Annotated in this window: 15 protein-coding genes and 1 pseudogene; 12 read left to right on the top strand and 4 right to left on the bottom strand. The window is 70.2% G+C overall.

Translation table 11 applies throughout. The features are described 5' to 3' along the window. Window positions 1–232 precede the first annotated feature (232 nt). The 7 genes from pyrR to pyrF all read left to right on the top strand — a co-directional run bounded on the left by pyrR (window position 233) and on the right by pyrF (window position 9,086). A complete protein-coding gene (gene pyrR / locus ABDW21_RS12490; protein ID WP_343600185.1) occupies window positions 233–820 on the top strand; it encodes a bifunctional pyr operon transcriptional regulator/uracil phosphoribosyltransferase PyrR in 588 nt (195 codons plus the stop codon). Continuing rightward, the gene (locus tag ABDW21_RS12485) at window positions 817–1,776 is read left to right on the top strand and encodes an aspartate carbamoyltransferase catalytic subunit (RefSeq protein ID WP_343600187.1); all 960 of its coding nucleotides are present in this window, start codon (window positions 817–819) and stop codon (window positions 1,774–1,776) included. Before pyrR ends, ABDW21_RS12485 begins: the two co-directional genes overlap by 4 nt. Next, window positions 1,773–3,077 (top strand): dihydroorotase, encoded by a 1,305-nt coding sequence (locus tag ABDW21_RS12480; protein ID WP_343600189.1) that lies wholly within the window; start codon window positions 1,773–1,775, stop codon window positions 3,075–3,077. Before ABDW21_RS12485 ends, ABDW21_RS12480 begins: the two co-directional genes overlap by 4 nt. Before the next feature lie 31 nt (window positions 3,078–3,108). After that, the gene (locus tag ABDW21_RS12475) at window positions 3,109–3,609 is read left to right on the top strand and encodes a transporter (protein ID WP_343600191.1); all 501 of its coding nucleotides are present in this window, start codon (window positions 3,109–3,111) and stop codon (window positions 3,607–3,609) included. 73 nt (window positions 3,610–3,682) lie between these two features. Then, window positions 3,683–4,801: a glutamine-hydrolyzing carbamoyl-phosphate synthase small subunit gene (gene carA / locus ABDW21_RS12470; RefSeq protein ID WP_343600193.1), complete on the top strand. Its 1,119-nt coding sequence runs from the start codon at window positions 3,683–3,685 to the stop codon at window positions 4,799–4,801. A gap of 101 nt (window positions 4,802–4,902) precedes the next feature. After that, a complete protein-coding gene (gene carB, locus ABDW21_RS12465) occupies window positions 4,903–8,250 on the top strand; it encodes a carbamoyl-phosphate synthase large subunit (protein WP_343600195.1) in 3,348 nt (1,115 codons plus the stop codon). 2 nt (window positions 8,251–8,252) lie between these two features. Next, window positions 8,253–9,086, top strand: a complete 834-nt coding sequence (gene pyrF, locus ABDW21_RS12460) for an orotidine-5'-phosphate decarboxylase (RefSeq protein WP_343600197.1) — start codon at window positions 8,253–8,255, stop codon at window positions 9,084–9,086. A gap of 13 nt (window positions 9,087–9,099) precedes the next feature. On the opposite strand, the gene ABDW21_RS12455 is transcribed toward pyrF, so the two are convergent. Continuing rightward, window positions 9,100–9,498: a helix-turn-helix transcriptional regulator gene (locus ABDW21_RS12455; protein ID WP_343600237.1), complete on the bottom strand. Its 399-nt coding sequence runs from the start codon at window positions 9,496–9,498 to the stop codon at window positions 9,100–9,102. Between the two features lie 481 nt (window positions 9,499–9,979). On the opposite strand from ABDW21_RS12455, the gene mihF reads away from it, so the two are divergent. The 5 genes from mihF to metK all read left to right on the top strand — a co-directional run bounded on the left by mihF (window position 9,980) and on the right by metK (window position 13,985). Next, window positions 9,980–10,297, top strand: coding sequence for an integration host factor, actinobacterial type (gene mihF / locus ABDW21_RS12450; RefSeq protein ID WP_343600198.1), 318 nt, complete (start codon window positions 9,980–9,982; stop codon window positions 10,295–10,297). Window positions 10,298–10,448: 151 nt separating this feature from the next. Further along, window positions 10,449–11,009 (top strand): guanylate kinase, encoded by a 561-nt coding sequence (gmk, locus tag ABDW21_RS12445; RefSeq protein ID WP_343600238.1) that lies wholly within the window; start codon window positions 10,449–10,451, stop codon window positions 11,007–11,009. 52 nt (window positions 11,010–11,061) lie between these two features. Next, entirely contained in the window at window positions 11,062–11,385 is a 324-nt protein-coding gene (gene rpoZ, locus ABDW21_RS12440) for a DNA-directed RNA polymerase subunit omega (protein WP_343600240.1), read from the top strand. Between the two features lie 42 nt (window positions 11,386–11,427). Further along, window positions 11,428–12,672 (top strand): bifunctional phosphopantothenoylcysteine decarboxylase/phosphopantothenate--cysteine ligase CoaBC, encoded by a 1,245-nt coding sequence (coaBC, locus tag ABDW21_RS12435; RefSeq protein ID WP_343710496.1) that lies wholly within the window; start codon window positions 11,428–11,430, stop codon window positions 12,670–12,672. A 101-nt stretch (window positions 12,673–12,773) separates the two neighbouring features. Beyond that, entirely contained in the window at window positions 12,774–13,985 is a 1,212-nt protein-coding gene (gene metK / locus ABDW21_RS12430; protein ID WP_343600200.1) for a methionine adenosyltransferase, read from the top strand. Window positions 13,986–14,012: 27 nt separating this feature from the next. Here the strand turns inward: metK and ABDW21_RS12425 are convergent. From ABDW21_RS12425 to ABDW21_RS12415, 3 genes and pseudogenes are all read right to left on the bottom strand, one after another. Further along, window positions 14,013–14,156: pseudogene (locus ABDW21_RS12425) on the bottom strand (hypothetical protein); the annotation flags it as partial. Between the two features lie 116 nt (window positions 14,157–14,272). Beyond that, window positions 14,273–15,253, bottom strand: coding sequence for an alpha/beta hydrolase (locus ABDW21_RS12420; protein ID WP_343600201.1), 981 nt, complete (start codon window positions 15,251–15,253; stop codon window positions 14,273–14,275). Then, entirely contained in the window at window positions 15,250–16,230 is a 981-nt protein-coding gene (locus ABDW21_RS12415) for an alpha/beta hydrolase (RefSeq protein ID WP_343600203.1), read from the bottom strand. The genes ABDW21_RS12420 and ABDW21_RS12415 overlap by 4 nt, the downstream gene beginning before the upstream one ends. Window positions 16,231–16,431: the final 201 nt, after the last annotated feature.

Raw genomic sequence — 16,431 nt, 5'->3', positions numbered from 1 at the left:
GTTGCGAGAATCGGACGAATTTCTCGCAACGGCTTCACGTTCGGTGACCTGACCCCGGTGCACGGCACCCCGACGAACCGACGAGCAAGACCGCTGGTTCCGCTCGATGACCCGGCTGCGCAACGGGCAGCCCCGCGTCCCACACCATCTCCGGGCGGGTGCTACGCTCCCGGACAGTCGACATCCTTTAACGATCCGTCCGGTGAGGCGGAGAAGGAGGTCAGGGTCCCGGATGGGTGTTGCAGGGAACACCGGCGCAGGCGCAGATTCCCGCGAATTGATGTCGGCGGCCGACGTGAGCCGCACCATTTCTCGCATCGCCCACCAGATCATCGAGAAGACCGCCCTGGACGACACCAGCCGGCCCGCACCCCGGGTGGTGCTGCTGGGAATCCCCACCCGCGGCGTGACGCTGGCCGAGCGGCTGGCCGCCAACATCGCCGAATTCACCGGTGGCCGGCCTTCCAACGTCGCGTGCGGTGCTTTGGACATCACGCTCTACCGTGACGACCTGATGATGCAGCCACCCCGACCGCTGGAGGCCACGTCGATCCCGGCCGGCGGCATCGACGAGGCATGGGTGATCCTCGTCGACGACGTGCTGTACTCGGGGCGGTCGGTGCGCTCGGCGTTGGATGCGTTGCGCGACGTGGGCCGGCCGCGGGTCGTGCAGCTGGCGGTGCTGGTGGACCGCGGCCACCGCGAGTTGCCGGTGCGCGCCGACTACGTGGGCAAGAACGTGCCGACGTCGCGCAGCGAAACCGTGCACGTGTTGCTGCGCGAGCACGACGGCCGCGATCAGGTGGTGATCTCGCGATGACCCCGCGCCACCTGCTGGCCGCCGGTGACCTGTCCCGCGCCGACGCCACCGCTATCCTCGACGACGCCGACCGGTTCGCCGAGGCGTTGGTGGGCCGCGACGTCCGCAAGCTGCCCACGCTGCGCGGCCGCACCGTGATCACCATGTTCTACGAGAACTCCACCCGCACCCGGGTGTCGTTCGAGGTGGCCGGGAAGTGGATGAGCGCCGACGTCGTCAACGTCAGCTCGACGGGATCGTCGGTGGCCAAAGGGGAGTCGCTGCGCGACACCGCGCTGACGCTGCGCGCGGCCGGCGCCGACGCCCTGGTCATCCGGCACCCGGCGTCGGGTGCCGCGCGCCGGCTCGCCGACTGGACCTGCGCCGACGGCGCTGGTCCGTCGGTGGTCAACGCCGGGGACGGCACTCACGAGCACCCCACCCAGGCGCTGCTGGACGCGCTGACCATCCGGCAACGGCTCGGCGGCATCGAGGGCCGCCGTGTCGTCATCGTCGGCGACATCCTGCACAGCCGGGTCGCTCGCTCGAACGTCATGTTGCTGGCCACCCTGGGTGCGGAGGTGGTGCTGGTGGCGCCGCCCACCCTGCTGCCGGTCGGGGTGGCCGGCTGGCCGGTGACGGTGTCCTACGACTTCGACGCCGAACTGCCCGCCGCCGACGCGGTGCTGATGCTGCGGGTGCAGGCCGAGCGGATGACCGGCGGCTTCTTCCCGTCCGCGCGGGAGTACTCGGTGCGCTACGGGCTGTCCGACCGGCGTCAGGCGATGCTGCCCGGCCACGCGGTGGTGCTGCATCCGGGCCCGATGTTGCGCGGCATGGAGATCGCGTCGTCGGTGGCGGACTCGTCGCAATCAGCTGTGCTGCAGCAGGTTTCCAACGGGGTCCACGTGCGGATGGCGGTGCTGTTCCATCTGCTGGTTGGCGCGGAATCGGCCGAAAAAGAGGTTGTGGCGTGAGCGTGCTGATCCGCGGTGTGCGCATCTACGGCGAAGGCGACCCGGTCGACGTGCTGGCCGACAGCCCCGGCTTCGGGGGTCAGATTACCGAAATCGGTGCGGGGCTTTCTATTCCAGACGATGCGGAGGTGATCGACGCGACCGGACAGGTGCTGCTGCCCGGCCTGGTCGACCTGCACACCCATCTGCGAGAACCCGGCCGCGAATACGCAGAAGACATCGAAACCGGTTCGGCCGCAGCGGCTCTGGGGGGATACACTGCGGTCTTCGCGATGCCCAACACCAAACCCGTCGCCGACAGCCCGGTGGTCACCGACCACGTCTGGCACCGCGGCCGGCAGGTCGGCCTGGTCGACGTGCACCCGGTCGGAGCGGTCACCGTCGGGCTGGCGGGGACCGAGCTCACCGAGATGGGCATGATGGCCGACGGCGCCGCCCAGGTGCGAATGTTCTCCGACGACGGCAACTGCGTGGCCGACCCGCTGGTGATGCGCCGAGCCCTCGAGTACGCCACCGGCCTGGGTGTGCTGATCGCCCAGCACGCCGAGGAGCCGCGACTGACCGCCGGCGCCGTCGCCCACGAGGGTCCGACGGCCGCCAGGCTGGGTCTGTCCGGCTGGCCGCGGGCCGCCGAGGAGTCGATCGTCGCCCGCGACGCGCTGCTGGCCCGCGACGCCGGCGCTCGCGTGCACGTCTGCCACGCCTCCACCGCCGGCACCGTCGATATTCTGAAATGGGCTAAGGCTCAGGGGATTTCGATCACCGCCGAGGTGACTCCGCATCACCTGATGCTCGACGATTCGCGGCTGGTCAGCTACGACGGGGTGAACCGGGTCAACCCGCCGCTGCGGGAGGCCGCCGACGCAGCCGCGCTGCGGCAGGCGTTGGCGGACGGGGTGATCGATTGCGTGGCCACCGACCACGCCCCGCACGCCGAGCACGAGAAGGTTTGTGAGTTTGCCGCGGCGCGCCCGGGCATGCTCGGGCTGCAGACTGCGCTGTCGGTGGTCGCGGCGGCGATGGTGCAGCCGGGTCTGCTGACCTGGCGTGACGTGGCGCGGGTGATGAGCGAAAACCCGGCGCGCATCGTCGGGCTGTTCGACCATGGACGGCCGTTGCAGGTCGGCGAGCCGGCCAACCTGACCGTGGTCGACCCGGACGCCACCTGGACCGTGGCCGGGGCGGAGCTGGCCAGCCGCTCGGCCAACACCCCCTACGAGTCGATGACGCTGCCCGCTGTGGTGACCGCGACGCTGCTGCGCGGCACGATCACCGCCCGGGACGGGAAATCTCCGGCATGACCGCCCGGCGAGCAGCGAAGGCGTGCCGCGTATGAATTCGCAGACATTGATCGCGTCGGTGATCTTCGCCGCGGTGCTGGTGGTGGTGATCGCGGTGGTGATCCACCTGATGCTGCGCGGCTGGCGGCGCCGCGCGCTGCGGCAGGCCGAGCTGATCGGCACCCTGCCCCCGGTGCCCGACAGCGTCGGTCCGGTGACCGTGGCGCCCACCAGGGGCCTTTACGTGGGGTGCACGCTGGTCCCCGATTGGCACGACCGGGTCGCCGTGGGCGACCTGGGGTATCGCAGCAAGGCGGTGCTGACCCGGTATCCGGAGGGAATCATGGTGCAGCGCAGCGGGGCCCGCCCGATCTGGATTCCGCAGGAGTCGATTACCGCGATCCGCACCGAACGCGGCATGGTGGGAAAGGTCACCACCCGCGACGGCATCCTGGCGATCCGCTGGCGTCTGCCCTCGGGCACCGAGATCGACACCGGTTTCCGCGGCGAGGACCGCGGCGACTACGACCGCTGGCTGCGGGAGGCCCCGTGAGCCGCACCGGCGACACCGCGCAGCGACGCGATGAGGCGGGGCCCGTCGCGCCTGCGGGACAGGAGCCGCGCCGATGACGTCAGCGATGCTGGTGCTCGAAGACGGCCGCATCTTCACCGGAACGCCGTTCGGTGCGGTCGGCCAGACACTGGGCGAGGCAGTGTTTTCCACCGGGATGTCCGGCTACCAGGAAACCCTCACCGACCCCAGCTACCACCGCCAGATCGTGGTGGCCACCGCCCCGCAGATCGGGAACACGGGCTGGAACGACGAGGATGCCGAAAGCCGCGGCGAGCGGATCTGGGTCGCCGGCTATGCGGTGCGCGATCCGTCGCCACACGTCTCGAACTGGCGGGCCACCGGCACCCTGGAGGAAGAACTCGTCCGACAGCATGTCGTCGGAGTGGCCGGTATCGACACCCGCGCGGTGGTGCGGCACCTGCGCAGCCGCGGCTCGATGAAGGCCGGGGTGTTTTCCGGTGCGTCGCTGGCCGAGCCCGAGGAGCTGCTGCGCCGGGTGCGCGGCCAGCCGTCGATGCTGGGCGCCGACTTGGCCGGCCAGGTCAGCACCACCGCGCCGTACGTCGTCGAACCCGAAGGCCCGCCTCGGTTTACCGTGGCGGCGATCGATCTCGGGATCAAAACCAACACCCCGCGTAATTTCGCCCGCCGCGGTGTCCGCAGCCACGTGCTGACGTCGTCGGTGACCTTCGAGCAGATCGCCGAGTTGACTCCGGACGGGGTGTTTCTGTCCAACGGCCCCGGCGACCCGGCCACCGCCGATCACGTCGTCGCGGTGACGCGTGCGGTGCTGGACGCGGGAATCCCGTTGTTCGGCATCTGCTTCGGCAACCAGATTTTGGGCCGGGCGCTGGGCTTGTCGACCTACAAGATGGTGTTCGGCCATCGCGGCATCAATATCCCGGTGATCGACCACGCCACCGGACGGGTTGCGGTGACCGCGCAGAACCACGGCTTCGCGCTGGAGGGGGAGGCGGGTCAGTCCTTCGACACGCCGTTCGGCGTCGCGGTCGTCAGCCACACCTGCGCCAACGACGGGGTGGTGGAAGGAGTCAAACTTGCTCGTGGAAAAGCGTTTTCGGTGCAATACCATCCGGAGGCCGCGGCCGGACCGCACGACGCGGAGTACCTGTTCGACCAGTTCGTCGACCTGATGGCGGGGAAGCGGTGAGCCACCTTCGCGCGAGCGGGAGTGTGCGTGTCGGTGTGGCGACACGCCGCAAACCGCGTACAACCGTGCACGGTCACGGCCGGGCAGGACAGGAGCGCTAGATGCCGCGACGCACTGACCTCAACCACGTGCTGGTGATCGGCTCCGGACCGATCGTCATCGGGCAGGCCTGCGAATTCGACTACTCGGGCACTCAGGCATGCCGCGTGCTGAAAGCCGAGGGGCTGCAGGTCAGCCTGGTCAACTCCAACCCGGCGACGATCATGACCGACCCCGAGTACGCCGACCACACCTATGTCGAGCCGATCACGCGTGAGTTCGTCGAACGGGTGATCGCCCAGCAGGCCGAGCGCGGCAACAAGATCGACGCGTTGCTGGCCACGCTGGGCGGACAGACCGCGCTCAACACCGCGGTCGCGCTCTTCGAGAGCGGAGCGCTGCAACGCTACGGCGTCGAGCTGATCGGTGCCGACTTCGACGCCATCCAGCGCGGCGAGGACCGGCAGCGGTTCAAAGACATCGTCGCCAAGGTCGGCGGCGAATCCGCCCGCAGCCGTGTCTGTTTCACTCTTGCCGAAGTCCGCGAGACGGTTGCCGAACTCGGCTTGCCGGTTGTGGTGAGGCCCAGTTTCACTATGGGGGGTCTGGGCTCGGGGATGGCGCGTGACGCCGAACAGGTCGAGCGGATGGCGGGAGCGGGGCTGGCCGCCTCGCCGAGCGCCAACGTGCTCATCGAGGAATCGATTTACGGCTGGAAGGAATTCGAGCTCGAGCTGATGCGCGACGGCCACGACAACGTCGTCGTGGTCTGCTCGATCGAGAACGTCGACCCGATGGGGGTGCACACCGGCGACTCCGTCACCGTCGCGCCGGCCATGACGCTGACCGACCGGGAATACCAGCGGATGCGCGACCTCGCCATCGCGATCCTGCGCGAGGTCGGCGTCGACACCGGCGGCTGCAACATCCAGTTCGCGGTCAACCCGGCCGACGGTCGGCTGATCGTCGTCGAGATGAACCCGCGGGTGTCGCGGTCAAGCGCGTTGGCTTCCAAGGCCACCGGCTTCCCGATCGCCAAGATCGCCGCCAAGCTCGCCATCGGCTACACCCTCGACGAGGTCCTCAACGACATCACCAGGCAGACCCCGGCCTGCTTCGAACCCACCCTGGACTACGTCGTGGTGAAGGCGCCGCGTTTTGCGTTCGAGAAGTTCCCGGGCGCCGACCCGACGCTGACCACCACCATGAAGTCGGTGGGCGAGGCGATGTCGTTGGGCCGCAACTTCGTCGAGGCGCTCGGCAAGGTGATGCGGTCGCTGGAGACCAGCCGCGCCGGATTCTGGACCACACCCGACCCCGAGGGCGACGTGGCAGCGGTGCTGACCCGGCTGCGCACGCCCACCGAAGGCCGGCTCTACGACATCGAATGCGCACTGCGGCTGGGCGCCCCGGTGGACGAGGTCGCGCAGGCCTCGGGCGTCGACCCGTGGTTCGTGGCCCAGATCGACGGGCTGGTCGCGTTGCGGGCCGAGCTGACGAACGCGGCGGTGCTGGACGAGAATCTGCTGCGCCGCGCCAAGCACAGTGGCCTGTCGGACCGCCAGATCGCCGCGCTGCGACCGGAATTGGCCGGTGAAGACGGCGTGCGCTCGCTGCGGCAGCGGCTGGGCATCCACCCCGTCTACAAGACCGTCGACACCTGCGCGGCGGAGTTCGAGGCCAAGACGCCGTATCACTACAGCAGCTACGAGCTCGACCCGGCCGCCGAGACCGAGGTGGCGCCGCAGACCGAGAAACCCAAGGTGCTGATCCTGGGGTCCGGGCCCAACCGCATCGGCCAGGGCATCGAATTCGACTACAGCTGTGTGCATGCCGCCACCACGCTGAGCCGGGCCGGTTTTGAGACCGTGATGGTCAACTGCAACCCCGAAACGGTGTCCACTGACTACGACACCGCCGACCGGCTGTACTTCGAACCGCTGACCTTCGAGGACGTCCTGGAGGTCTTTCACGCCGAGCAGCAATCGGCACGCGGTGGAGCGGGTGTGGCCGGTGTCATCGTCCAACTCGGCGGGCAGACGCCGCTCGGGCTCGCCCAGCGGCTCGCCGACGCCGGCGTGCCCATCGTTGGGACCCCGCCGCACGCCATCGATCTCGCCGAGGACCGCGGCGCGTTCGGGGACGTGCTCGCCGCCGCCGGGCTGCCCGCGCCGCGCTGGGGGACCGCGACGAATTTCGCCCAGGCCCGCCGCATCGCCGCCGAGATCGGTTACCCGGTGCTGGTCCGGCCGTCCTACGTGCTGGGCGGGCGCGGCATGGAGATCGTCTACGACGACGAAACCCTGCAGGCCTACATCACCCGGGCCACCGAGCTCTCGCCCGAACACCCGGTCCTGGTGGACCGCTTCCTCGAAGACGCCATCGAGATCGACGTCGACGCTCTCTGCGACGGCAGCGAGGTGTACATCGGCGGGATCATGGAGCACATCGAGGAGGCCGGTATCCACTCCGGGGACTCCGCGTGCGCACTGCCGCCAGTGACGTTGGGCCGCACAGACATTGAAAAAGTGTGCCAGGCAACCGGGGCCATCGCGCACGGCATCGGCGTGGTGGGGCTGCTCAACGTGCAGTTCGCCCTGAAGGACGATGTGCTCTACGTGCTGGAGGCCAATCCGCGGGCCAGTCGCACGGTGCCGTTCGTGTCCAAGGCCACCGCGATTCCGCTGGCCAAGGCGTGCGCCCGGATCATGCTGGGCGCCACGATCGCCGGGCTCCGTGCCGAAGGTCTGCTGGCGGCGTGCGGCGACGGCGCCAGTGTGGCGCCGAATGCGCCGATCGCGGTGAAAGAAGCGGTTCTGCCGTTTCACCGGTTCCGCACCGTCGAGGGAGCGGGCATCGACTCACTGCTGGGCCCGGAGATGAAATCCACCGGCGAGGTGATGGGCATCGATCGCGACTTCGGCAGCGCGTTCGCCAAGAGCCAGACCGCCGCCTACGGGTCGCTGCCTGTCGAAGGTACCGTGTTCGTATCGGTGGCCAACCGTGACAAACGCTCGATGGTGTTCCCAGTCAAGCGTCTGGCCGACTTGGGATTCCGGGTGTTGGCCACCGAAGGAACCGCGGAAATGCTGCGCCGCAACGGGATTCCGTGCGAGGTTGTCCGCAAGCATTTCGAGGCACCGCAGCCCGACCGCCCCGCGGTGTCCGCCGTCGAGGCGATCAGGGCCGGTGAGGTCGACATGGTGATCAACACTCCCTACGGCAACTCCGGCCCGCGCATCGACGGCTACGAGATCCGTTCGGCCGCAGTCGCGATGAACATTCCCTGCGTGACCACAGTGCAGGGTGCCTCTGCTGCGGTGCAGGGCATCGAAGCCGGCATCCGCGGCGACGTCGGGGTGCGCTCGTTGCAGGAGTTGCACAGCTTGCTCGGCAACGGCGGCCGCTAGCCATGCCGGGGTTCGGCGCCCGGCTCGCCGACGCGATGACGCGGCGGGGGCCGCTGTGCCTGGGCATCGACCCGCATCCGGAGTTGCTGCGGGCGTGGGACCTGCCGGTCGGACCGGACGGCGTGGCGGCGTTCTGCGACAGGTGCGTCGAGGCGTACGCCGGTTTCGCCGTCGTCAAACCTCAGGTGGCGTTCTTCGAGGCGTACGGCGCCGCCGGCTACGCGGTGCTGGAACGCACCATTGCCGCGTTGCGTGAGCTCGAGGTGCTGGTGCTGGCCGACGCCAAGCGCGGCGACATCGGGTCGACGACGGCCGCCTATGCCGAGGCGTGGCTCGGTGACTCGCCGCTGGCCGCCGACGCGGTGACGGCCTCGCCCTACCTGGGATTCGGCTCGCTGCGGCCGCTGCTGGACACCGCCGCAGCGCGCGGGCGCGGGGTGTTCGTGCTGGCGGCGACGTCCAATCCCGACGGCATCGCGGTGCAGCGAGCCGACGCCGGCGGCCGGACGGTGAGCCAGCTGATCGTGGACGAGGCGGCCGCGCGCAACCGGGCGGCGCGCCCCGAGCCCGGCTCGGTCGGCGTGGTGGTCGGTGCGACGCTGGCCGGCGAACCCGCCGCCGTGCCCGACCTCGGCGAGCTCGGGGGGCCGGTGCTGGTGCCCGGTGTCGGTGCGCAGGGCGGAGCGCCCGAGGCGCTGGGCGGTCTGGGCGGTGCGGCGCCCGGCCAGCTGCTGCCGGCGGTGGCGCGGGAGGTACTGCGGCACGGCCCCACGGTCACGGCCCTGCGGGCGGCGGGCGAGCGCATCCGCGACGCAGTGGCTTACCTCGGCGGGTAGCCGGCCGTCACGCTCACGCCGATCGGCCGGGTGTTTCGACGACGACGGTGGTGGCCTTGACGACGGCCACCGCGACGCTGCCGGGCTCCAGGCGCAGCTCGTGTGCGGCCTCGGAGCTCATCAACGACACCACGGTGAAGGGCCCGCACTGCATCTCGACCCGGGCCATGATCTTGTCGATCTCGACCTTGGTGACCAGGCCGACGAATCGGTTGCGTGCCGAGCTGGCGACACCGAGCGGGTTGGGCGGCAGCAGCGGCGCGTTGCTGCGCGCGAATTCCGCCAGCACCTCACCGGCGATCACCTTCCGGCCGGACTGGTCGTGACTGACCGCCAGGGTGCCCTGGTCGATCCATCGCCGGACGGTGTCGTCGCTGACCCCCAGCAGCTCAGCCGCCTCGCGGATGCGCATTGTCGCCGGCACGGAAATGATCGTACTGTCCCGGCCGGGTAGGCCTGTGCCGCGAACGTGCGACGGCCTGCTACGCGATGTCGTTGTCGGCTTGATGGTCGGAATGCGCTGATGACGCGGTGCGCGGCGGTCCGGCCGACACGCGCGACACGCCGCGACACGAAATATCTGGCGTGACCGGGGCTCGCCGAGCCCGCCGGCCGCAGCGTCGCCCAGCAGCTGTCGCGCCTGCGCGCAACCCGAAAATCCCTGCTAGACAGGGTGATCGCCGCGATTTCAGGCCGTGCCGGGCGGCTGGGCCGCGGGTCGTGCCGGCGCTTTCGGCGACCCTGCGTGAAACGTGGCGCAGCCGTATACGCTGGGCCTTCGCGGTCTCGAGCAGGGGGGCGGGTTAGATTTTGTCAGACGGCGTGGGTACGGTCATTCCCGCTGGCTGAAGTACCCGGCCGACGCACACACAGATCGACGAGACGGAGGAATCGTGGCCCTTCCCCAGTTGACCGACGAGCAGCGCGCGGCAGCGTTGGAGAAGGCTGCCGCCGCACGTCGAGCGCGAGCTGAGCTCAAAGACCGGCTGAAGCGTGGCGGCACCAACCTCAAGCAGGTGCTCAAGGACGCCGAGACCAACGAAGTTCTGGGCAAGATGAAGGTGTCTGCGCTGTTGGAGGCGTTGCCCAAGGTCGGCAAGGTCAAGGCGCAGGAAATCATGAACGAGCTCGAGATCGCGCCGACCCGCCGGCTGCGCGGGCTCGGCGACCGTCAGCGCAAGGCGCTGCTGGAAAAGTTCGACTTTTCGTAGCCCGCCGCCGATGCAGGCCCGAGGGCCTGAGGAGAAGGCGGGCGATGAGGCCGGCCCGCCGCCGATGCAGGCCCGAGGGCCTGAGGAGAAGGCGGGCGGCGGCCGGGGCATTGGGCACGCCGGGCGCCGTGGGACGCCCGCCAACGGGCGTGTGGTCGTGCTGTCCGGCCCGTCCGCCGTCGGCAAGTCGACGCTGGTCAGGTGCCTGCGGGAGCGGGTCGCCGACCTGTACTTCAGCGTCTCGGCCACCACCCGGGAACCTCGGCCCGGCGAGGTCGACGGCGTCGACTACCACTTCGTCAGCCCCGAACGCTTTCAGCAGCTGATCGACCAGGGTGCCCTGCTGGAGTGGGCCGAGATCCACGGCGGACTGCACCGGTCAGGCACTCCGGCCCAACCGGTCCGCGACGCCGCCGCCGCGGGCCGCCCGGTGCTGATCGAGGTCGACCTGGCCGGTGCGCGGGCGGTCAAACACGCGATGCCGGAGGCCATCACGGTGTTTCTGGCGCCGCCCAGTTGGGAAGCTCTGAAGGCCCGGCTGCTCGGTCGCGGCACCGAGACCCCGGCGGCGATGAGCCGCCGGCTGGCCACCGCCCGCACGGAACTGGCAGCTCAGAGCGACTTCGACGCGGTCGTGGTGAACCGTCGATTAGAGGCTGCCTGTAGTCAATTGGTATCGTTGCTGCTGGGTTCCGCGCCGGACACGGCGTGATCCGTCGTCTGGACCTCATCAGCCTGTGCACTGTCTACGTCGTCAGGAGACCATCTACGTGAGCACATCGGACGCGCCTGCGGCCGCCGTCGATCATTTCGATCCCGCGTCGGGTGGCGCAGGTGGCTACGACACTCCGCTGGGAATCACCAACCCGCCCATCGACGAGTTGCTGGACCGCGTGTCCAGCAAGTACGCGCTGGTGATCTACGCCGCCAAGCGGGCGCGCCAGATCAACGACTACTACACCCAGCTCGGCGAGGGCATCCTGGAATACGTCGGCCCGCTGGTCGAGCCGGGCCTGCAGGAAAAGCCGCTGTCGATCGCACTGCGCGAGATTCACGCCGACCTGCTCGAGCACACCGAAGGCGACTAGCGGGAACGGGCTTGCGATGAGCCGCACGGGCAAAGAGCAGCGGTGATGGACCGCAAGCGGGTCATCGTCGGCGTCTCCGGGGGCATCGCCGCCTACAAGGCCTGCACCGTCGTCCGCCAGCTCACCGAGGCCGGCCACCAGGTCCGCGTGATTCCGACGAAGTCCGCGCTGCGTTTCGTCGGCGCCGCCACCTTCGAGGCGCTGTCCGGCGAGCCGGTGCACACCGGCGTCTTCGAGGACGTGCCGCTGGTGCCGCACGTCGCGATCGGTCAGGGCGCCGACCTGGTGGTCGTGGCGCCCGCCACCGCCGACCTGCTGGCCCGTGCCGCATCGGGTCGCGCCGACGACCTGCTCACCGCGACGCTGCTCACCGCGCGCTGTCCGGTGCTGTTCGCTCCGGCGATGCACACCGAGATGTGGCTGCACCCCGCGACCGTCGACAACGTCGACACCCTGCGCCGCCGCGGCGCGGTCGTGCTGGAACCGGCATCCGGGCGGTTGACCGGCGCCGACAGCGGCGCGGGCCGGCTGCCCGAGGCCGAGGAGATCACCACGCTGGCCCACCTGCTGCTGGAACGTCACGACGCGCTGCCCTACGATCTGGCCGGCACCAGGATGCTGGTCACCGCCGGCGGCACCCGCGAACCGATCGACCCGGTTCGCTTCGTCGGCAACCGCAGTTCCGGCAAGCAGGGGTACGCGCTGGCTCGGGTCGCTGCTCAGCGCGGCGCCGACGTCACGCTGATCGCCGGGCACACCGTCGGGCTCGTCGACCCGGCCGGCGTCGACGTTGTGCACGTCAGCTCGGCCCAACAGCTCGCCGACGCGGTGTCCAAGCACGCCCCCGACGCGCACGTGCTGGCGATGGCGGCTGCGGTCGCCGACTTCCGCCCGGCGCGGGTGTCGGCCGCCAAGATCAAAAAGGGCGCTGAGGAGCCGTCGACCATCGAACTGGTGCGCAACGACGACGTGCTGGCCGCCGCGGTGCGGGCCCGCGCCGACGGGCAGCTGCCGAACATGCGGGCCATCGTCGGGTTCGCCGCCGAGACCGGCGACGCCGACGGCGACGTGCTGTTCCATGCCCGGAACAAACTGCGCCGCAAGGGCTGCGACTTGTTGGTGGTCAACGCCGTCGGTGAGGGCAGGGCGTTCGAGGTGGACAGCAACGACGGCTGGCTGCTGGCCTCCGACGGCACCGAGGCCGCGCTGCGGCACGGCTCCAAGACGCTGATGGCCAGCCGTATCGTGGACGCGATCGGCACGTTCCTGCACGGCGCCACCGGGTGACATCCGGCGGTCGGCGCCGGATTGAGCGTGGCGATATCATTCGCCGTTATTCGCCTGACTACGTTTTGGAAGGCCTGACCAAGTTTTGGAAGGATGGGACTGTGAGCGAGAAGGGTCGGCTGTTCACCAGCGAGTCGGTGACCGAGGGGCATCCCGACAAGATCTGCGACGCGGTCAGCGACTCCGTGCTCGACGCGCTGCTGGCACAGGACCCTCGCTCACGGGTGGCGGTGGAAACCCTGGTGACCACCGGTCAGGTGCACGTGGTCGGCGAGGTGACGACGACGGCCAAGGAGGCGTTCGCCGGTATCACCAACACCGTGCGGGACCGCATCCTCGACATCGGCTATGACTCCTCCGACAAGGGCTTCGACGGCGCGTCCTGCGGGGTGAACATCGCCATCGGCGCGCAATCGCCCGACATCGCCCAGGGCGTGGACACCGCGCACGAGGCCCGCGTCGAGGGTGCCGCGGATCCGCTGGACGCGCAGGGCGCCGGCGACCAGGGCCTGATGTTCGGATACGCCATCAACGACACCCCCGAGCTGATGCCGCTGCCGATCGCGCTGGCGCACCGGCTGTCGAGGCGGCTGGCCGAGGTGCGCAAGAACGGTGTGCTGCCGTACCTGCGTCCGGACGGCAAGACGCAGGTCACCATCGCCTACGAGGACGACACCCCGGTCCGGCTGGACACCGTCGTGATCTCCACCCAGCATGCCGCTGACGTCGAGCTGGACACCATGCTCGCTCCCGATATCCGGGAGAAGGTGCTCAACACCGTGCTCGACGACCTGGCCCACGACACCCTGGACACGGCGGGCGTGCGGCTGCTGGTCAACCCGACCGGCAAGTTCGTGCTGGGCGGGCCGATGGGCGACGCCGGGTTGACCGGCCGCAAGATCATCGTCGACACCTACGGCGGGTGGGCCCGCCACGGCGGCGGCGCCTTCTCCGGCAAGGATCCCTCCAAGGTCGACCGTTCCGCGGCGTACGCGATGCGCTGGGTGGCCAAGAACGTGGTCGCGGCCGGGCTGGCGGAGCGGGTCGAGGTCCAGGTGGCCTACGCGATTGGCAAAGCCGCGCCGGTGGGGCTGTTCGTGGAGACGTTCGGCACCGAGGCCGTCGACCCGGTCAAGATCGAGAAGGCCATCGGCGACGTGTTCGACCTGCGGCCCGGGGCGATCATCCGCGACCTGGACCTGCTGCGGCCCATCTACGCGCAGACCGCGGCGTACGGGCACTTCGGCCGCACGGACGTCGACCTGCCGTGGGAGCGGCTGGACAAGGCCGACGACCTGCGGCGCGCCATCTAGCTTTGCCGCGCTACGGGCTGAACCGCGCTACCTGCTGAACCGGTAGTCGTCGAGGTCGAAGCGGCGGCTGCGCCAGTAGGCTTCCACCGTGGTCGCCGGCCGCAGCGGCACATCCCCGTTGCGGTCGAAGTAGTAGCTGTTGGCCAGCCGGCAGCTGTCCTGCCAGAACAGAACGACGGAATGTCCACGGCGATACCGGGGTATGTGGTCCAGTGTCAGGTGCCGCCGACGACGGTGTGGTGGTCGCAGGGCCGGGGCACCATACCCGCATCGGTAAACCGCCGTCGCTACCGGTGCAGCGCAGCTTTCAGCGCGGCCAGCCCGCGGCTGGTCGCCTCGGCGGCCGCCGGCACCATCAGCGCGAAGCTGACGAACCCGTGCACCAGGGTCGGCTCGTTGCGCAGCTCGACGGGCACGCCCGCGGCGCCCAACAGCTGCGCGTAGCGGGCCCCGTCGTCGCGCAGCGGGTCGTGTTCGGCGGTGCCGATGTAGGCCGGCGGCAGACCCGAGAAGTCGGCGGCGTTGGCCGGGGCCAGGGTGACCGGCAGCGCGCTCGGGTCGCTGATGTCGACGCCGGGCACGTACCAGCTCAGGAACGCGTCGATGACGTCGGGGTCCAGGATCGGCGCGTCGGCGTTCTCGGCGAACGACGGCAGCGACATGTCGGCCGTCACCGATGGGTACCACAGCAGCTGGAACACCAGCGGCGGCCCGACCCTGTCGGCCCCGCCGTTGTCGTGATTGTCGCGGGCCAGGTGTGTCATCGCCGCTGACAGGTTGGCGCCCGCGGAGTCGCCGGCCACGGCGATGCGGGCCGGGTCGCCGCCCAGCTCGTCGGCGTGCTCGCGGACCCACCCCAGGGCGGCCCAGCAGTCGTCGACCCCCGCCGGGTAGGGGTGCTCGGGGGCCAGCCGGTAGTCCACCGACACCACGATCGCCTCGGCACCGACGGCGTGCGCCCGCGCGACCGCGTCGTGGGTGTCCAGGTCGCCGAGCGACCAGCCGCCGCCGTGGTAGAAGACGACGACGGGCAGGCCGGTCTGCGGTGCGCCCGGCGGCCAGTAGATGCGAACCGGGATGCCGGAAACTCCGATCCGGCGGTTTTCGATCCGCAGGTCGGGCAACATCTCCGGCGGCGCCTGCAACTGACGCAGCCCCGCGCGGGCGACCTCGACCCCGTCTGCGGCGGTGAAGGTCAGCGGGAACGCGTCCAGCAACACCTTCAGCGTCGGGTCGATCTCTGGTCGCGCGGTGGTCGGCTCGGTCATGGCCCCACCGTACGCACCGGGCGGTGCAGGGCCGCTTTCAGCGCCGCCAGGCCGCGGTCCATCGCGGCGGTGGCGGCGGGCACGACACCGGCATAGCCGACGTAGCCGTGCACCAGGGTCTCGGCGTTGTGCACCTCGACGGGCACACCCGCGGCGGCCAGCAGCTCGCCGTAGCGCATCCCGTCGTCGCGCAGCGGGTCATGCCCGGCGACGGCGATGTAGGCCGGCGCAAGGCCGGCCAGATTCCGCGCCCGGCCGGGCGCCAACCCCGCCGGCGGGTCGGACAGGTCGATTTCTCCCGCATACCAACGGGAGAACGCCGCGACGGCCGCACGGTCCAGCACCGGCGCGGACGCGTTCTCGGCGAACGACGGCAGCGAGCTGTCCCACAGCGTCGAGGGGTACCACAACAGTTGGAAGACGATCGGGGGTCCGCCGTGGTCGCGGGCTCGCTGTGCGATCGCCGCGGCGATGGTGCCGCCGGCGGAGTCGCCGGCCAGCGCCAGCCGGGTGCTGTCGGCGCCGATGTCGGCGCCGTGGCCGGCGACCCAGCGGGTTGCGGCCCAGGCGTCGTCGACGGCCGCGGGGTAGGGGTGCTCGGGCGCCAGCCGGTAGGCGACGGACACCACCACGGCGTCGGCGCCGACGGCATGCTGGCGGCAGGTGCCGTCGTGGGTGTCCAGGTCGCCCAACACGAAGCCGCCGCCGTGGAAGAACACCACCGCCGGCGGAATATGATCGGAATCGTTTGGCGGCCAATAGATTCGGATGTCGATCGGTCCATCGGGGCCGTCGATGGCGCGGTTGTCGACCCGCAGTTCGGGATGCACCGGGCGCCGGGGCAGGTCCCGCAGACGCTGCCGCGCCAGCGCCACTCCGTCGTCGACGGACAACTGGAAAGGGACCTTGTCCAGTACCTTCAGCAGGATGGGGTCGATGGCGGGTCGGGCGTCAACCAAACGGGCGTCGTCGGGCATGCAGACACCGTACGCACCGCGCCGGGTGGCCGGTGCCTGGGTGCTCGCCGGGCAGCGCGGGATCGGCTGCGGCCCGGCTCCGGGCGCGCCGGCGCCGGGGTCACCGCCGGGCGCGGCGCAGATCCGGACCGCCGCAGGGTTGTTCATGGATCGCTCGCGCGGCACCGCCGGCCCGTCGTGACGACCAACCGGCAGCCGGCC

Origin of the sequence: Mycobacterium sp., assembly GCF_039583805.1 — a bacterium.
GTDB lineage: Bacteria > Actinomycetota > Actinomycetes > Mycobacteriales > Mycobacteriaceae > Mycobacterium.
The sequence above is the reverse complement of the archived record's forward strand: the minus strand, read 5'-3'. Positions and strand labels throughout refer to the sequence as shown.

Coding starts and splice junctions, on each gene's coding strand:
- pyrR (WP_343600185.1), top strand. CDS start 233: ATGGGTGTTGCAGGGAACACCGGCGCAGGCGCAGATTCCCGCGAATTG.
- ABDW21_RS12485 (WP_343600187.1), top strand. CDS start 817: ATGACCCCGCGCCACCTGCTGGCCGCCGGTGACCTGTCCCGCGCCGAC.
- ABDW21_RS12475 (WP_343600191.1), top strand. CDS start 3,109: ATGAATTCGCAGACATTGATCGCGTCGGTGATCTTCGCCGCGGTGCTG.
- carA (WP_343600193.1), top strand. CDS start 3,683: ATGACGTCAGCGATGCTGGTGCTCGAAGACGGCCGCATCTTCACCGGA.
- carB (WP_343600195.1), top strand. CDS start 4,903: ATGCCGCGACGCACTGACCTCAACCACGTGCTGGTGATCGGCTCCGGA.
- pyrF (WP_343600197.1), top strand. CDS start 8,253: ATGCCGGGGTTCGGCGCCCGGCTCGCCGACGCGATGACGCGGCGGGGG.
- ABDW21_RS12455 (WP_343600237.1), bottom strand. CDS start 9,498: ATGCGCATCCGCGAGGCGGCTGAGCTGCTGGGGGTCAGCGACGACACC.
- ABDW21_RS12420 (WP_343600201.1), bottom strand. CDS start 15,253: ATGACCGAGCCGACCACCGCGCGACCAGAGATCGACCCGACGCTGAAG.
- ABDW21_RS12415 (WP_343600203.1), bottom strand. CDS start 16,230: ATGCCCGACGACGCCCGTTTGGTTGACGCCCGACCCGCCATCGACCCC.